The 15,215-nt window shown below is 67.0% G+C and carries 17 protein-coding genes and 1 tRNA gene; 7 read left to right on the top strand and 11 right to left on the bottom strand.

The features are described from left to right. Window positions 1–5: 5 nt before the first annotated feature. The 4 genes from EV645_RS20935 to EV645_RS20920 are packed head-to-tail and all read right to left on the bottom strand — an operon-like array spanning window position 6 to window position 2,549. Window positions 6–980 carry a GNAT family N-acetyltransferase gene (locus EV645_RS20935; RefSeq protein WP_130445662.1) on the bottom strand — a complete coding sequence of 325 codons (975 nt, stop codon included), beginning with the start codon at window positions 978–980 and terminating at the stop codon, window positions 6–8. Between the two features lie 55 nt (window positions 981–1,035). After that, entirely contained in the window at window positions 1,036–1,701 is a 666-nt protein-coding gene (locus tag EV645_RS20930; RefSeq protein ID WP_130445661.1) for a dihydrofolate reductase family protein, read from the bottom strand. After that, window positions 1,701–2,204: an SRPBCC family protein gene (locus EV645_RS20925; RefSeq protein ID WP_130445660.1), complete on the bottom strand. Its 504-nt coding sequence runs from the start codon at window positions 2,202–2,204 to the stop codon at window positions 1,701–1,703. The genes EV645_RS20930 and EV645_RS20925 overlap by 1 nt, the downstream gene beginning before the upstream one ends. A 3-nt stretch (window positions 2,205–2,207) precedes the next feature. Next, a complete protein-coding gene (locus tag EV645_RS20920) occupies window positions 2,208–2,549 on the bottom strand; it encodes an ArsR/SmtB family transcription factor (RefSeq protein ID WP_130445659.1) in 342 nt (113 codons plus the stop codon). A 137-nt stretch (window positions 2,550–2,686) separates the two neighbouring features. On the opposite strand from EV645_RS20920, the gene EV645_RS20915 reads away from it, so the two are divergent. After that, a complete protein-coding gene (locus tag EV645_RS20915) occupies window positions 2,687–3,250 on the top strand; it encodes a GNAT family N-acetyltransferase (protein WP_130445658.1) in 564 nt (187 codons plus the stop codon). Between the two features lie 97 nt (window positions 3,251–3,347). Here the strand turns inward: EV645_RS20915 and EV645_RS20910 are convergent. Beyond that, window positions 3,348–3,439, bottom strand: a tRNA-Ser gene (locus EV645_RS20910). A gap of 248 nt (window positions 3,440–3,687) precedes the next feature. Here EV645_RS20910 and EV645_RS20905 point away from each other — a divergent pair. The 3 genes from EV645_RS20905 to EV645_RS20895 all read left to right on the top strand — a co-directional run bounded on the left by EV645_RS20905 (window position 3,688) and on the right by EV645_RS20895 (window position 7,075). Then, a complete protein-coding gene (locus EV645_RS20905) occupies window positions 3,688–4,926 on the top strand; it encodes an MFS transporter (protein WP_130445657.1) in 1,239 nt (412 codons plus the stop codon). Window positions 4,927–5,000: 74 nt separating this feature from the next. Continuing rightward, window positions 5,001–6,218: an MFS transporter gene (locus tag EV645_RS20900; protein WP_130445656.1), complete on the top strand. Its 1,218-nt coding sequence runs from the start codon at window positions 5,001–5,003 to the stop codon at window positions 6,216–6,218. A gap of 257 nt (window positions 6,219–6,475) precedes the next feature. Then, the gene (locus EV645_RS20895) at window positions 6,476–7,075 is read left to right on the top strand and encodes a gamma carbonic anhydrase family protein (RefSeq protein ID WP_130445655.1); all 600 of its coding nucleotides are present in this window, start codon (window positions 6,476–6,478) and stop codon (window positions 7,073–7,075) included. A gap of 18 nt (window positions 7,076–7,093) precedes the next feature. Here the strand turns inward: EV645_RS20895 and EV645_RS20890 are convergent, their stop codons facing one another. The 5 genes from EV645_RS20890 to EV645_RS20870 all read right to left on the bottom strand — a co-directional run bounded on the left by EV645_RS20890 (window position 7,094) and on the right by EV645_RS20870 (window position 12,074). Next, entirely contained in the window at window positions 7,094–8,020 is a 927-nt protein-coding gene (locus EV645_RS20890) for a sucrase ferredoxin (RefSeq protein ID WP_130445654.1), read from the bottom strand. 29 nt (window positions 8,021–8,049) lie between these two features. After that, window positions 8,050–9,330 (bottom strand): cupin domain-containing protein, encoded by a 1,281-nt coding sequence (locus EV645_RS20885; RefSeq protein ID WP_242000545.1) that lies wholly within the window; start codon window positions 9,328–9,330, stop codon window positions 8,050–8,052. 107 nt (window positions 9,331–9,437) lie between these two features. Further along, window positions 9,438–10,049, bottom strand: coding sequence for a BatC protein (locus tag EV645_RS20880; RefSeq protein ID WP_130445652.1), 612 nt, complete (start codon window positions 10,047–10,049; stop codon window positions 9,438–9,440). A 146-nt stretch (window positions 10,050–10,195) separates the two neighbouring features. Then, window positions 10,196–11,224, bottom strand: coding sequence for an Rv2231c family histidinol phosphate aminotransferase CobC (cobC, locus tag EV645_RS20875; protein ID WP_198681759.1), 1,029 nt, complete (start codon window positions 11,222–11,224; stop codon window positions 10,196–10,198). Between the two features lie 58 nt (window positions 11,225–11,282). Next, a complete protein-coding gene (locus tag EV645_RS20870; RefSeq protein WP_130445651.1) occupies window positions 11,283–12,074 on the bottom strand; it encodes a carbon-nitrogen hydrolase family protein in 792 nt (263 codons plus the stop codon). 41 nt (window positions 12,075–12,115) lie between these two features. On the opposite strand from EV645_RS20870, the gene mobA reads away from it, so the two are divergent. From mobA to EV645_RS20855, 3 genes are all read left to right on the top strand, one after another. Then, window positions 12,116–12,655, top strand: a complete 540-nt coding sequence (mobA, locus tag EV645_RS20865; RefSeq protein WP_130445650.1) for a molybdenum cofactor guanylyltransferase — start codon at window positions 12,116–12,118, stop codon at window positions 12,653–12,655. Between the two features lie 160 nt (window positions 12,656–12,815). Continuing rightward, a complete protein-coding gene (locus EV645_RS20860) occupies window positions 12,816–13,778 on the top strand; it encodes a TRM11 family SAM-dependent methyltransferase (protein ID WP_242000544.1) in 963 nt (320 codons plus the stop codon). Window positions 13,779–13,823: 45 nt separating this feature from the next. Then, the gene (locus EV645_RS20855) at window positions 13,824–14,801 is read left to right on the top strand and encodes an NAD(P)H-quinone oxidoreductase (RefSeq protein ID WP_130445648.1); all 978 of its coding nucleotides are present in this window, start codon (window positions 13,824–13,826) and stop codon (window positions 14,799–14,801) included. On the opposite strand, the gene EV645_RS20850 is transcribed toward EV645_RS20855, so the two are convergent. Next, a complete protein-coding gene (locus tag EV645_RS20850; protein WP_130445647.1) occupies window positions 14,791–15,207 on the bottom strand; it encodes a VOC family protein in 417 nt (138 codons plus the stop codon). The two genes, EV645_RS20855 and EV645_RS20850, sit on opposite strands and share 11 nt — an antisense overlap. Between the last annotated feature and the right edge of the window lie 8 nt (window positions 15,208–15,215).

Here is a 15,215-nt window from a genome sequence, read left to right as displayed (position 1 = left end):
TCCGCTTACGCGGCCGGCACCGGCAGCTGGAAAACCGACCAGCCGTCCACAGGCTCGAAGCCGAGTGCTGCGTTGACTGCGCGCATGTGCGTGTTGTCCTCGGCGTTCCAGGCGTCGATGAAGCGGAGCGCCGGCTCGTTCGCCTGTGTGTACGCGTGGTTGGCCGACTTCACGATCAGACCGAGACGCCGGCCTCGGTGGGCCGGCTCGACGATCGTGATCCGCTGCCGCGCATGGGTGTCGTCGTCGGACTCGAACGCCAGCTTGGTCCGGGCAACGATCTGCCCGGTCGCGTCGTGCCGGGCAGCGGTCGAATAGGAGCGGTAGCCGCGGCGGAGTTCGTCCGCCTCCTGGCGGCGTACCCGCGCAGCGTCGTACACCTGCTGCTCGACCGCCAGGTCGCCGGTCGGGGAGTCGAGCATCAGCCGGCTTTGCAGCGCGGCGACATCGTCGACGATCTCGTCAGGTGCGACGTCGCGCCACTGCACCAACGAGTACCCGTCGGCGGGTGCCGCCTCGCCTTCCGGAGGGTCTGCGATGTGGCAGCGGGACCTGATGCTGGTCGCGCCGGGTTGATGGGAGCGGTTGGTGAGGTAGCGATAGCCCGCCTCCTCGCGCGCAACACCACCCGGCAGCGCCCGAACCGTCTCGACCTCGATCAGGCTCCGCTGATGCTGCCGAGCGGTTGCGTAGACCTCCTCCAGCAACCTGGTGCCGATACCGCGACGCCGGTACTGCGGGTGCACGATCAGGTCCAGGTACATCAAACGCAGGTTCTCCGACAGGGGCAGCTGGTACGACGCAGCGCCGACAACTCGGTCACCGTCCCAGGCCAACAGCGCTGGGTCCTCACGGGCCAGGTGTTCCCGCCGGCTCGGTGTGGGGAAGTCGGGTACGTCGTACCGGGCGACCGCGACCGCCAGCTCGTACCACTGCCCGATCGCCACGGCGTCCGCCGGATCCAGCTGCCTGATGGTCATGCCCGCATCGTCCGGCGGGCACAACCGATCAGCAATCGAATTTGGTGCTGTCTGCCTACCGCTCCCGAACGGTGTAGGTCAGGTGCGTCGTCCTCGGCGAGGGCTCCGCGCGGACCGGCTCCAGGGCCACGCGACCGTCGTCCACGCCCTCGAAGAGGCGGATCCCACTGCCGAACAGCACAGGTGCGAGCGCGATCGTGAACTCGTCGATCAGGCCTGCGTTCAGATACTCGAGGATCGTCGCGCCGCCGCCCGCGATCCGGACATCGCGGTCCCCGGCGGCCTCGCGGGCCTGGTCGAGCGCCTTCTCGATGCCGTCGTTGACGAAGTGGAACGTGGTCCCGCCCGGCCGCTCCCAGGGGTCACGCGTCTCGTGCGTCACGACGAAGACCGGCGTGTGGAACGGCGCCTCCTCCGGCCAGGCCAGCGCGCCGCCGTCGAACATCCGCTTACCCATCACGCTCGCACCGGTGCGCTCGTACGTCGCCCGGGCGATGTCGTTGTCGAGCCCTTCCTCGCCGCCCTCGCCGAGCTTGAGGTTCTCCCGGAAGAACCGCTGCGGGAAGATCCACGCCTGCAGCTCCGTCCACTTCGACATCCAGCGCTGGACCCCCGGGTCGTTCTGACCCTCGGGCGAGAAGACGTCCTCGAGGGGCACGTCGTCCGGTGCCACGAAACCGTCGAGCGACATCGTCACGCTGAAGAACACCTTGCCGGCCATCAGTCCTCTCCCTTCCTTACAAGCTCCGCGACGTAGGCCGCCAGGTTGGCGATGGTCTGCTGACCGCCCTCGATCGCGTGGTACCTCTCGACCGCCTCGTCGCGCAGTTCCCTGGTGGGGAACACCGTGTGCATCTCGATCCGGGTCGCCGTACCGTCGGCCTCGAACGTGATCAGCGAGTCGAAGGCGTTCGGGTCGTCGCGGGACTCACCGTGCAGCAGCGCGATCCGCTCCGGCGGCACGATCTCGGTCCAGGTGATCCACTCGGTGTAGTCCGTCCCGTCCGGTCCGTGCATCAGGAAGTCCCACTCGCCGCCATCGCGGAACTCGAACGCCCGCGTGGTGGTGGTGAATCCCTCCGGCCCCCACCACTGCGACAGGTGCCGAACCTCGGTGAATGCCTCGAACACCAGCTCTCGCGGGGCGTCGATGACTCGGGAGATGACGATCTCCCGGTCGGCCGTCGCGGACTGCGCCGGCGTTCCCTGTCCTGTCGTGCTCATCAACTAGTCCTCCTGCCTTGCCTGCTTGAGGTCCTGCACGTATGTGTCCAACCGGTCGAAGCTCTCGTTCCAGAACCGCTCGAACCCGCCGGCCCACTCGTGGACAGGCCGCAGCCCGCGGGCATCCAAGCCGTACAGCCGCTGCTTGCCCGCCTTCCGGTCCCGCACCAGCCCGACCTCCCGAAGCACCCGCAGATGCTTCGACGCCCCCGGCTGAGTCATCCCCAACTCCTCGGCCAACTCGGTCACCGGCCGCTCACCACCCCGCAGCAGTACCAAAATCTCCCGCCGCTGCGGCTCCGCAATCGCATTAAAAACATCCGACGTAGTCGCTGCCCGTGCCATGCTCACATCATATGCCTATATCGGCATGCGTCAAGCGAGCTTCGTCAGGCCCGACACGCGACGCAGCCGACGCCGACGTGCGCCGTCTCGTCTTAAACGGGTTGCGAAGCGTGACGTGAGACGAGGACCCTGCCGGCGTGGAGACCAACATCGAATTTCGCGAATGGTCCGACGAACGTCTGCCGGAGGTACTCAAAGCGCAGGCGCTGTCGTTCTTGCGCATCATCTGGCCGGAGGGATTCACCGGACCGAACCGGTTCCGTGATTGGACCTCTCATCCTGACCTGAGGCCTCACCACCTGCTGTACGCGGCTGGTTCTCAGCTCGTGAGTCACCTAGAGATCATCACCACGACCGTCTCGGTTGGTAGCGAGAGTTACGTCGTGCAGAGCCCGACAGCGGTGATGACTTTTCCTGCCTTTCGAGGTGAGGGTTGGGCCCGACGGTTGGTCGCCGCCGCGGTCGCTCGCATCGACGCCGGCCAAGCAGATGTGGGGGTCCTGACTTGCGGCCCGCACCTTGCCGACTTCTACAGTCGAGCCGGCTGGGAGATCGCTCCCGGTGCGACGATCCTGGCCGGAGAGGACGGGAGCGCCCAGATCTCCGATGACATCCTCCTGACACGATCGGCAGGTCCTCGGAGCGCTGCATTCAAGGCCTCCCTGCGCGAGCATCCGATGCGCGTGGCCGACGAGTGGTAACCGTGTGTTCAGTTGGAAGCCGAGCCTGACTGCAGCGGGACCGTCGCGAATTGGCCGCGGCCCGGTTCAGCTGTCGCCTGTGACTTGAGACATCACTTGGCGGAGGGTGTGGGATTCGAACCCACGATGACGGTCACCCGCCATACCGGTTTTCAAGACCAGCGCACTCGGCCACTATGCGAACCCTCCCGGCGGTTGCCGCCGAGGGTCGAGGATAGCCGAATCGGCGTGCGGGGGCGGGAGGTGGCCGGTATGGTCTGGGCAGCGGCGGAGCGACCGCCGCGGGTACGGACGGAGGTGAGGGCAATGTCTCGGTCGTTCGAAGACATGGCACACACCGTCCGGTCTGCGCACTGAACTTGCGCTGACTGGACCAACTGCCGCGCTGTGTAACAGCGGCCGGCGTCCTGTTGATTCGTCATGCCCTCAGGAGTCTTATGCGTTCGCTTGGCGCTGTTGCGTTTCCGGCTGAGCTCGGGTCGGATTTTCGGAAGATCTGGCCGGCTTCGATCATCTCCAATCTCGGCGACGGGGCCATGGCGGCCGCCGGGCCGTTGCTCGTTGCCTCGATTACCAGGGAGCCTGCAGCGGTGGGGGCTGCGGCCTTCATTCAGCAGCTGCCCTGGTTGCTGTTCGCGTTGTTCAGCGGCGTTCTCGTCGATCGACTCGATCGCCGGTTGATGATTGTTGCCGCCGACACCTTTCGCGCGATCGTCCTGGTCGCGCTGGGTGCCGCCGTACTGCTCGACACCTCACCGCTCTGGGCGATCTACCTTGCCTTGTTCCTTCTTGGTACGGCGGAAACCCTTGCAGATAACGCATCTGGCGCGCTGCTGGTCAGCGCCGTACCGAAGGAGCATCTCGGCAAAGCCAATTCACGACTGTTCGCCAGCGCCACCGTCCTGCAGCAGCTCGGTGGGCCGCCGCTGGGCGCACTACTGTTTGCGGCGGGTGCTGGTATCCCGCTGGTCTTCGATGCGGTCACCTTTGGCGCAGCAGCAGCTCTGATCGCGCGCGTCGCCATACGTCCACCATTGGCTGACCACTCCACGCGTGCAGCTGTCTGGCATGAAGTGCATGAAGGAGTCCGCTGGCTGTGGCAGCACTCCGGCGTACGGACGCTGGCACTGTCGATCCTGGTCATGAACATCACCTTCTGCGCCGCGTTCGCGACCTGGGTGCTCTTCGCCCGCGAGCGGCTTGGTCTGACCGAGACACAGTTCGGCCTGCTCATCTCAGTCGGTGCAGTAGGCGGTGTGCTCGGCATGCCGGCGTACCACTTCCTGGAGCCGCGCGTCGGCTCCGTGACTCTGCTCCGCGCCGGGCTGGTCATCGAAACGACGGTCCACCTCGTTCTGGCACTCACCAGGAACCCGTGGGTCGCCGGCGCGACTATGGCCGTGTTCGGCGTCCACGCCGTGGTGTGGGGCATCGTCTCGACTACGACACGTCAACTCGTCACTCCGGACGCACTGATGGGCAGGGTGAACAGCGTGTACCTGCTGGCCTCGGTCGGCGGTGCTGCGATCGGTTCGGCGCTGGGCGGCGTACTGGCGCAGCAGTTCGGCCTGGCTGCTCCGTTCGCGATCGCCTTCGTGGCGATGGTGCTCATGACAGCGGTCGCCTGGCGTCCGCTCCGGCACATCGCCGTACGGCGGGTGCCAGCAGCAGACTGAAATCGGATGGTACGGCTGGAGAGCGCTTGCTAGAGTTCGCCAGCCGCCGAGATGACCGATGGGAGCGCTCTGCCATGCCCGCAGCCACGTCACTCGGTCTCCCGAACGTCCGCGGCCGGGTACCGCTGCTGGCCGGACTCGCGATCGACTCGTTCGGCGGCGGCTGCGCGGGACCGCTCCTGCTGCTGTTCTTCAACAAGGTGGCCGGCATTCAGCTCGGCACGGCCGGGTTGATGCTGACGGTCGCGACGCTGTTCTCCATCGCCGCACCGGCCGCAGTGGGAGTGGTGATCGATCGGGTCGGGCCGCGCAACATCGTGGTGGCCGCGCAATTCGCCCAGGGGTTGGCGTTCACCGGCTTCTTCTTCGGGCGATCGATCTGGGTGCTGTTCCTGTGCTCGTTGGTGACGACGACCGGGCAGCGGGTGTTCTGGTCGGCGATCTTCAGTCTGCTTGCGGACGTCGCCGACGAGGGCGAGCGGGACAAGTGGTTCGGGTTGGGCGGCATGATGCAGGCCGGCGGTCTGGCACTGGGCGCTCTGGTGGCCGGCTGGCTGCTGGCCATCGGTGGCGACGCACCGTTCCTGGTCGCGATGGCAGTCAACGCGGTGACGTTCTACGTCGCCGGCCTGCTCCTGCTGCGGCTGCACCCCTCACACCACGAGCGGACCAACCAGGACAATGGACCGGCTCCGCTACTCCGCAAGGACAAGACGTTCCTCGTGCTGATCGGCGCGAACACGTTGCTGGCGCTCTGCACGATGATGCTCGGCGTCGGCGTACCGGTGTACGTCACGGAGGCACTGACCGTTCCGAAGTGGCTGGTCGGTGTGCTGATTGCGGCGACGTCCGTCGTACTGGCGACCGGTCAGACGCTGGTGGTGCGCCACACCGAGCGGCGGCGTCGTACGAACGTCATGGTGGTCGCTGGGATTACCTACGCAGTGTGGGCGGTGCTGATGGCGCTGCAGATCCACATCCCGGCAGGGTGGGTCGTGCCGGTGCTGGTGCTCGCCACGGCTTGCTACGCGTTCGCGGACGTACTGCATGCGGCGACCAACAACGCCCTGTCGGCTGCGGTCTCGCCTGTGGTTGGGCGGGGGAAGTACCTGTCGTACTGGCAGTACTCGTTCGCCTTCTCGAGCGTGCTGGCGCCCGGGTTCTTCGCGCAACTGTTCGAGGTTCATCACGAGCTGCCGTGGGTGGTGCTGGCCGGGCTGGCGCTGGTGGCGAGCCTGACGATCTACGTGCTTGCGCGGGTCGCGCCGCGGTTGAGTTCCGCGCGGATCTGAGCGGTCCGATCGACCTGGTTCCTGACCTGTCAGGATGCGTTGCGCCGCATCGAACATCTGTTCTAATGTTGGCTCAGTTCGCGGTTCTCCACCCGGATTGTCCGATGGACCGAGTCTCCCACCTTTGATGTGGACGGCCCGGAGGACACCGCCGCCCGGGGTTGTGAGGACCCGGGCTGTGGAGAGTCCGCAGGGTTCGCAGACAACATTGGGTACAGCTGGAGCAAGGTGGTCACGCAACGAAAGGACAGCCACAGATGCTGCTCGAACACCGCGGCCGACAACCGGTCGTGCCTGAATCCGCGTACGTCGCACCATCGGCCGTGCTCTGCGGCGCCGTCGTCCTTGGCGAAGGCAGCAGAGTCCTGCACGGTGCTGTGCTGACAGCGGAGAACGGCGAGGTCAGACTCGGCGAGAACAGTGTGGTGATGGAGAACGCCCTGGTGCGCGGCCGGGCCGACCATCCCGCTCTGATCGGCGACGCGGTCCTGGTAGGTCCCCATGCACACGTGAACGGCGCCACGGTCGAGAACGAAGTCTTCATCGCCACGGGCGCCGCGTTGTTCCCCGGTTCCGTCGCCGGCACAGGCGCAGAGCTCCGGATCAACAGCGTGCTGCACGTCAACTCGCACCTGGAAGCAGGCACGATCCTCCCGATCGGCTGGATCGCGGCCGGCAACCCGGCACAACTCTTCTCCCCGGACCGGCACGAGGAGCTGTGGCAGATCCAACGCGAGCTGGACTTCCCGGGCACGGTGTACGGCGTACCTCGTGGCACACCCCTGCGCGAAATCATGGCTCGCCAGTCTGCGTTCTTCGGCTCGCACCTCGAGGATCGCCGCATCGACCCAACCTGAGCCGGACCGTTTGTGGGTTCAGTCGGGGGTGAGGGAGTGGAGCTCGAAGCGGCGGATCTTTGCGGGTGAGGTGCCTGCGCACGTCAGTCGGGCGTCGACGGTGTCGAGGTGAGCTGACACCTCGACGGTGATCGATCCGGTGGGAATTGTGGTCGAGGGTGTTGCAGGGTCGGTGGTGTTGAGGAGGATTCGGTAGTGGTGGTTGGGGAGTTGTTGGACGGACTGCGGTAGGAGGTTGTCGACGGTTAGTGAGTGGCCGGCTTCGCGGGCGAAGTGTTGGGCGGCTTGGACGGCTGGGGTGAAGGCACCTGATCCGCGGAGGAGATCGGGTACGACGAGGCCCTTGTCGTACTGCCTGGCGAGTTCGACGGCGCGGGTCGATGGGACGTGCCCGTAGAACAGTCCGTGTGGGAGTACTACGACGTTCGCCGCGAAGCGATCGCCGCCGATGTGGCTGCATTCCCACGTGCGCTCCCGGTACGCAGAGGCGAGCGCCGCGGCGACCGGACGACCTCGTACGGCGCAGCACGCGTCGTGACGGCCGTGTGTGCAGACGAGGTACACGGGCGCGGTGCTGATCGTGCCTGGAACCTTGCCGGCCAGTACGTCGAGCAGATGGTCGTCCGTCGGCAGCGGTCCCCAGCGAACTTCTTCATGCCCCGGGCGGCAGTCCACCAATCCCCACCGTCGACTCCGCGCCCGATCCACCCGCCCGTACCGTCGAACCAGCACCGGCCGAATCCCCAACTCCCGACACAACTGCGCAACCACGTCGGCGACGGCGTGTTCGAGGGCGGTGAGGGCCTGGCGGGGCCAGGGGGTGTGGGACTCGATGAGCAGCCAGCGTTGGGCGGGTGGGGCGGTGGCGATCAGCGAGTCATGCCGGAGGTCGGCTTGAGCTGCGCAGCCTGTTTCCGGTCGGTATCGAGCGTCCCCGTCGTCCACGCCACCTCACACTTCCACACCAGCTCACGTCAGTTGTTGGTTGCTACTAGGACGGCTTCTGTGAGGAGGCGGCGGACTAGGACCAACTGGTCTGCGTCGGTCAGGTTAGGGAGGTTGCCTACCTTGCAGTCGGCGCCGGATGTTAGTTCGGTGAGGGCCGCTTCGGTGGATGGTGGGAACGTGATTGTGCGGTCCGGTAGTTGCAGGATGACTGGGTCGCCGGGGACTACGCGGCAGTGGAGGCCGGGGCGTAGGCGGACTGTTGTGCCTATGGAGAGGGACGCGATCGACGCCGCGTGTGCCAGGGGAGGGAGTGGTGCTGGGCGGTTGCCGGACCAGGTACGGCGGCGTAGTCGGGCAGCCAGTGCGTCTGGGGTCGCGGACTGGATCTCCTGTGTGAGGAGCTCGACTACTGCAGGCAGGATGTCGGCGAGCTGTTCCGGATCGCCGGGGTCGAAGCCGAGGGGCAATGCGGTGCGTAGGGCTGCCTGGTTGGCGGCTAGCGCGGCCAGCTCTTGCACGAGGAGGTAGCGGGTCAGAGTGTGCATTCCGACGGTGAGGTGGGCGCTGACCCCGCCCAGCGCTTTGGCGGAGTGCAGGAATCCACGGGGCACATACAGGGCGTCGCCAGGTCGCAGTACCTCGTCGATCACAGGAGTCTTGTCGCGCGCAGCCGCTGCGACTGCTTGGGTGTGATCGGTCCACGGTTGGTTTCGCAGTGGGTCGGCGTGCACCGGCTCGTGGACGGTCCAGTGCTTCTCGCCGGCCACTTGCAGTACGAAGACGTCGTGTACGTCGTAGTGCGCCGAGAACCCCTGCGACTCGGCAGGAGTGATGTACGCGTTGATCTGCACCGGATGCCCGGCGTCCGCAGACAGCTGAGTCGAGAAGTCGACCAAGGCGGGCCAGGTCCGGTGCAGTGCCTGCAGTACGACGGTGTGCCCGCTGGCGAACAGCGCCGCCACCTTGTCGTCCCGCACTTGGTCAGCGATCTCCGCACCCACACCAGCCGGCCCGGTGAATTGACTGTCCCCCACAACCGCCCCGTTCTTCGCGATCCGCAAGAACGGCGTCCGCAGCCCGCGACGAGACAGCAACTCGTCCACAGCCTCCAAGCTGAACAGATCGTCATACGGCGCAGGCAGATCCGGCCCGCGCGACAGCAACGCCCGCGCACCCCAGTAGAAGCTGGCGAACTCCTCCAAATCCCCCGCCACACAACGCCGAAGCGCCGGGCGCTCCTCCAGCAACCCGTCCCGCGCCCACCCGCCAGCCCGCCGCCGCGGTCTCACCGGGTCCACGCGGTCCACCGGGCTCACCTGGCTCCCCGGGTTCACCTGGCTCACTGGGTCCGCCGGGTTCAACGGGTTCACTGGCTTCGCGGGGGTGGGGTCGGGCCCGGCGTCCGGCATGGGGGTCACCAGCTTCCGGAGTTCCCGCCGCCGCCTTCGCCGCTGCCGGCACCGCCATCTGCGCCACCGTCTGCGCCACCGTCGGAGCCGCTTGGGTTTGCGCCGCCGTCCGCAGTGCCTTCGCCACCGGCAGCGCCATCTGCGCCGCCGTCCTGCCCGCCCTGCGAAGCGCCACCGTCGGCCAGACCTTCGGAGCTGCCGCCCGCACCGCCGCTCGCGCCGCCGTCGGCTCCACCATCGGCGCCGTCGTCGCTTCCACCCTCGTTCGCGCCGCCATCGGCTCCGCCGTCGCTTGCGCCTTCGTTGGCGCCGCCGTCTGCGGTGCCTTCGCCGTAGTTACCTGAGCCGCCGCCCGCGCCGTCGCCTGCACCGCCGTCGGCGCCACCGTCCTGCGCGCCCTGCGAGGCACCGCCGTCAGCCGGCCCCTCCCCGGTGCCACCATCGGCACCGCCGTCAGCGCCGCCGTCGGAGGACGAACTGTCGCCGTACCCGCCGGACGTGTTGCCGCCCGCGCCGCCGTCGGCTCCACCATCGGTGCCGCCGACGTTGGCACCCCCGTCGGCCAAGCCTTCGCCACCTTCGGACGAGGTGTTCATGTCGTCGTCGCTGAGACCCATTGTGCTGCTCCCTTCGCGAATGGCCAGAAAGATGCCCGGACATCATCAATGGGGCACCCTGGCCATCTTGTGCGCAAAGTGGAGCTCCGCTAAACCCCTCCAGCGTTACAGCGCCAACTCGATTGAGCAGCGGGTACCGGATCAGTTCAGCGAAGCAGATCCGCGAGTACCTTCACGAACCCGTCGGTGACATCCTCCGGTCGTACGGCGATCCGCAACCAGTCCGGCCCGAGCCCGGGAAACGTGTCCCCGCGACGGACCGCAAACCCCTGTGCACGCAGGGATTCCCGCAGTTCCGAGGCGCCGCGAACGTGCACGAGAACGAACGGCGCCGACGCCACGCCGTACGTCGAAAGGCCATGCGTCGTTCCGAGCTTGTCAAGCAGGTGGACACGCTGCCGGGAAATGTCCAGCGCGGCCTGTGCCGCTTCCGCCACGGCACGCTCGTTGCTGCAGGCAATTGCCGCTGCGAGAGCAGGAGTGGACACCGGCCACTGAGGTTGAACGGCTGACAATTGTTCGATCAAACTCGGCGCCGCAAGGACATATCCGACCCGCAGCCCGGCAAGTCCCCAGGTCTTGGTCAGACTGCGCACCACCACGAGCCCCGGGATCGACGCGCAGGCGAGCGACTCGGGCTCACCCGGTACGGCGTCCATGAACGCCTCGTCGACAACCAGGATGCGGTCGGGCCGCGCCAGTTCACGCAGCGAGTCGGCCGGGTGCAGCACTGAGGTCGGGTTGGTCGGGTTGCCGATGACGACCAGGTCGGCATCCCGCGGTACGGCGGCCGGGTCCAGCACGAACCCGTCCTCGGGCCGCAGGATCACCCGGTCGACCAGATGCCCGGCCGAGCGCAGCGCCGCCTCGGGCTCGGTGAATTGAGGATGGACGACGACCGGATGCCGTGGCCGGAAGGCCCGCGCGATCAGCACGAACGCCTCCGCAGCGCCCGCAGTGAGCAGCACCCGATCCGGCGACACGCCATGGCGCCGCGCGACCGCGTTGACCGCAGCCCCAGGACGTGGGTACGCCGCGAGCTCCGTCAGGCTCGCCGTGATCGCGTCGACCAGCCAGGGCGGCGGAGTGCCCGCACGAACGTTGACAGCGAGGTCGACGAGACCCTCGCCGACCTCTAGATCACCGTGATGCTCCAGATCAAACGCATCCACCACGCCAGGAGGTTAACGTGTCAGCGACCGTTTCGGACCAGCCGGTCCGCGCACTGGGCGATCAGCGTGGCGTGACGGAGTACCGGCGGTTCTGGAGAGACGGGTTGCGTTTGCGTACGTCGGCCAGCCGCTCACCGGTGATCTCGGCGAACACATGTCCGTCCGACTCGCCCACCGAGGCCAGTGCGATGCCCTGTGGGTCCACGACCTGGCTGAGGCCGCAGTACTTCTTGCCGTTCTGTGCGGCGGCTGCGACGTAGCAGGTGTTCTCCACCGCGCGTGCGGTGAGCAGAGTGGTCCAGTGGTGCTCCTTGAGCGGTCCGCGTACCCAGGCCGCCGGTACGACGAGCACCTCCGCTCCAGCGTCGATCAGTGCGCGGGAGAGCTCTGGGAAGCGCAGGTCGTAGCAGGTCATGAGTCCGAGCTTCCGGTCGCCGACCTGCACCACTACCGGAGCTACGTCGCCCGCGGTGAGCTGGTCGGACTCCTTGTACCCGAACGCGTCGTACAGGTGGATCTTGCGGTACGCACCGAGCAGTGCGCCGTCCGCACCGACGGCCAGCAGGGTGTTGTACGGACGGTGCTGGTCACAGCTGCGCTCGAACATGCCGGCCACGATCGCCACGTTGTGCTCGACCGCAGCCTTCCGCAGCGTCGCGACGAACTCACCGTCGAGCGACTCGGCCGCCTCGGCCACCGACTCACCCTCGACGGCGAAGTCGGACATCATCGCCTCCGGAAGCACGACGAGATCAGGCTGCCCCTGTGCGGCGTCCGCGACCAGGCGACCGACCAGGTCCCGGTTGGCGGCCTTGTCATAGCCACTGGCGGTCTGCACCACAGCGATCCTCATCTCTCCATGGTGCCGCACAACTCGAATGCGAGACTGCCTCCGTGGAGTTTGACGCGGTGGTGCTGGCTGGGGGCGGGTCCACTCGGTTCGGTGGGGTGGACAAGGCGATGTTGGTGCTCGACGGGGTGACGCTGCTGGACCGGGTGCTGACAGCAACGGCAGGTGCGGCGCAGACGGTGGTGGTCGGACCTGTGCGTACGACGTACCGCGCCGTCGACTGGACCGTGGAGGATCCGCCGGCGGGTGGGCCCGTCGCGGGGCTGGCGGCCGGGCTGCAGCGAGGTACGGCGCCAGTCGTGGTGGTGGTCAGCTGCGACCTGCCCTGGTTGACGGCGGACGACGTGACCGCGCTCGTCGATGGGCTCGGCGAGTTCGACGGGTACGGGCTGCGCGACTCGTCCGGACAGGAGCAGCAGCTCGCGACCGCCTACCGCCGTACCGCAATCCAAGAGGCGATCCGGCGCGGAGGCGATCCGCGGGACAAGTCGGTACGCCGTACCCTCGCGGGACTCAACCTGACCTGGACCGAGCCGACGCGCGCCGGCGACGACGTCGACACCTGGGCCGACCTGGACGACTGACTTGCAGAGCAATTGGCATTCAGGAAGGTGAGATACGGCTGCGGTAGAATTCCTGTCAGCCAACAAGCCGATGAACCTTGCGGGAGATATGGCCGAATACGCAATACTCATACTCCCGGCGACAAATCGGGTTTATGCCGAGTCGTCGGCAGCGCTGACGATGGCTGAGCTTTCACTGTTCAGTCAGGTCGCCCTGGGCTCGGCGGTGCAGAACGTCGCCCAGACGTCGATCGGCGGCATCCCCTACATCACGTTCGAGTCCGACGAGTTGAGTGACCGGGACGTCGCTCTGCTCGCCAACCTGTCGTCGATCTACGCGCTGTTCCGGATCGACGGGAAATTTCTCGAGCCGGTCTATTTGCAGTCGCTGGACAAACTGGACAGCGATCTGATCAGCATTCAGAAGTATCAAGGAAAGACCAACGAGCTCTTCACCAAGCTCCTGCTCAACGTCACATTGCTTTCGTCAAAGTTCGCCGAGCAGATGCTGGATCGCAAATTCAGCGTGATCGACCCGCTGTGCGGCCGCGGGACCACGATGAACCAGGCGCTCATGTACGGCTTCGACGCCGCGGGCGTCGATCTGGACCGCAAGGACTTCGATGCCTACGCCACGTTCATCCAGACCTGGCTCAAGCGAAAACGTCTCAAGCACGATGCGGCCGTCGTCCGGGTTCGCCGTGAGCACGAGGTGGTTGCCCGTCGGCTCGAGGTCTCGCTCGGACTGACGAAAGAAGGCTGGAAAGCCGGCGACGCGCTGACCCTCTCGTATGTCAATGCCGACACCACCAAGGCGCTCGAGTTCCACCGCCCCGGGAGTTTCGATCTGGTCGTGACCGACGCGCCGTACGGCGTGCAACACGGCAGTCGCACGGCCGAGAGTGGCCTGCACCGGAGCCCGATCGATCTGCTCAAGGCAGCAGTCCCGACCTGGGCCGGATTATTGCGTTCGGGCGGGGCGCTGGGAATTGCGTGGAACACCAACGTCGCGCGCCGCTCGGCGGCGACGGAGATCCTGGCCGACGCCGGGCTCGAGCCGCTGGACGAGCCGCCGTACACCGACTTCGTCCACAGGGTCGACCAGGCGATCGTGCGTGACATCGTGGTGGCCCGGCGTCCTTGAGTCGCAACTCTGCCGGCTTGAGCGGCTGAGGGTAAGTTGTGGACCATGCGAGCTGTCGTGTGTGAGGGTGCCGGCGGAATCGAGGTCCTCCGGGTCGGCGAGATCCCGGACCCGCAACCAGCCGTCGACGAGGTCGTCATCGACGTCGTCGCCGCAGGCGTGAACCGGGCAGATCTCATGCAGCGGCAAGGCTTCTACCCACCGCCGCCCGGTGCCCCCGGCACGATCGGCCTCGAGGTGTCCGGCCGGATCTCCGCGGTCGGCGCCGAGGTCGAGGGCTGGTCCGTCGGCGACGAGTGCTGCGCGCTGCTCGCCGGCGGCGGGTACGCCGCGAAGGTCGCCGTACCGGCTCCGCAGGTGATGCCCGTGCCGGACGGCCTGGATCTGGTGAGCGCAGCCGCGCTGCCCGAGGTCGTGGCGACCGTCTGGTCGAACATCTTCATGACCGCGCACCTCAAGGCCGGCGAGACCCTGCTGGTGCACGGCGGCTCGTCCGGGATCGGCTCGATGGCGATCCAGCTTGCGGTCGCGCACGGCGCTCGGGTGCTGACCACCGTCGGCAGCAAGGAGAAGATGGAGTTCTCCACCCGGCTCGGTGCGGACGTCGCCATCAACTACAAAGAAGCCGAGTGGGCCTCGGTCGTCCAGGAGGCGACCAAGAACGCCGGCGCCGACGTGATCCTCGACATCATGGGCGCGAAGTACCTGACCGACAACGTGAAGTCGCTCGCGTACGACGGACGCCTGGTCGTGATCGGGATGCAGGGCGGCGCGAAGGGCGAGCTCGACCTCGGCCGGCTGATGAGCCGTCGCGGCTCGATCATCGCCACCGGCCTTCGGTTCCGCTCGGTCGAGAACAAGGGCCAGATCCTCGCCGAGGTCGTCGGCCACGTCTGGCCGCTGATCGCGGAGAAGAAGGTCCTTCCGATCGTGCACTCCACCTTCCCGCTCGCCGAGGTGGCCGACGCGCATCGGGCCCTCGAGGAGTCCAACCACCTCGGCAAGATCCTGCTCACGTTGTAGGCAGGTTCGCCGCCGCCCATTCGGGGTCGGGTTCGACCAACTGGATGACGTCGAGCCAAGTACCGGCCGGGTCGCGGACGAAGAAGTGCCGCTGGCCGAACACCTCGGTCACCGGCTCGGTCTCGAGCCGGACGCCACCTTCGACCAACAACGCGGCGACCTTGTCCGCGTCGTCGACGATGAAGCCGAAGACGGATCCGCTCTCGGTCTGCGCCGACACCGCTGCCGGAACGGTCGGGTGACCGCGCTCGCAGATCGCCAGCTCCCAGTCCGCCGTACCTCGGCGAAGCGTGATGAACCAGCCGAGGTCGATGCCGACCTGAAGGTCCAGGTACTGCGTGTAGAAGGCGGCGACGTCCGAAGGCCGGTCGGTGACCACGGTCGCGCCGAATGCCGCGGGTTGCATACGCTCTC

Origin of the sequence: Kribbella rubisoli, from assembly GCF_004217145.1 — a bacterium.
Taxonomy (GTDB): domain Bacteria; phylum Actinomycetota; class Actinomycetes; order Propionibacteriales; family Kribbellaceae; genus Kribbella; species Kribbella rubisoli.
Note: the sequence above shows the minus strand (reverse complement) of the source record. Positions and strands in the feature narration are given on the sequence as shown.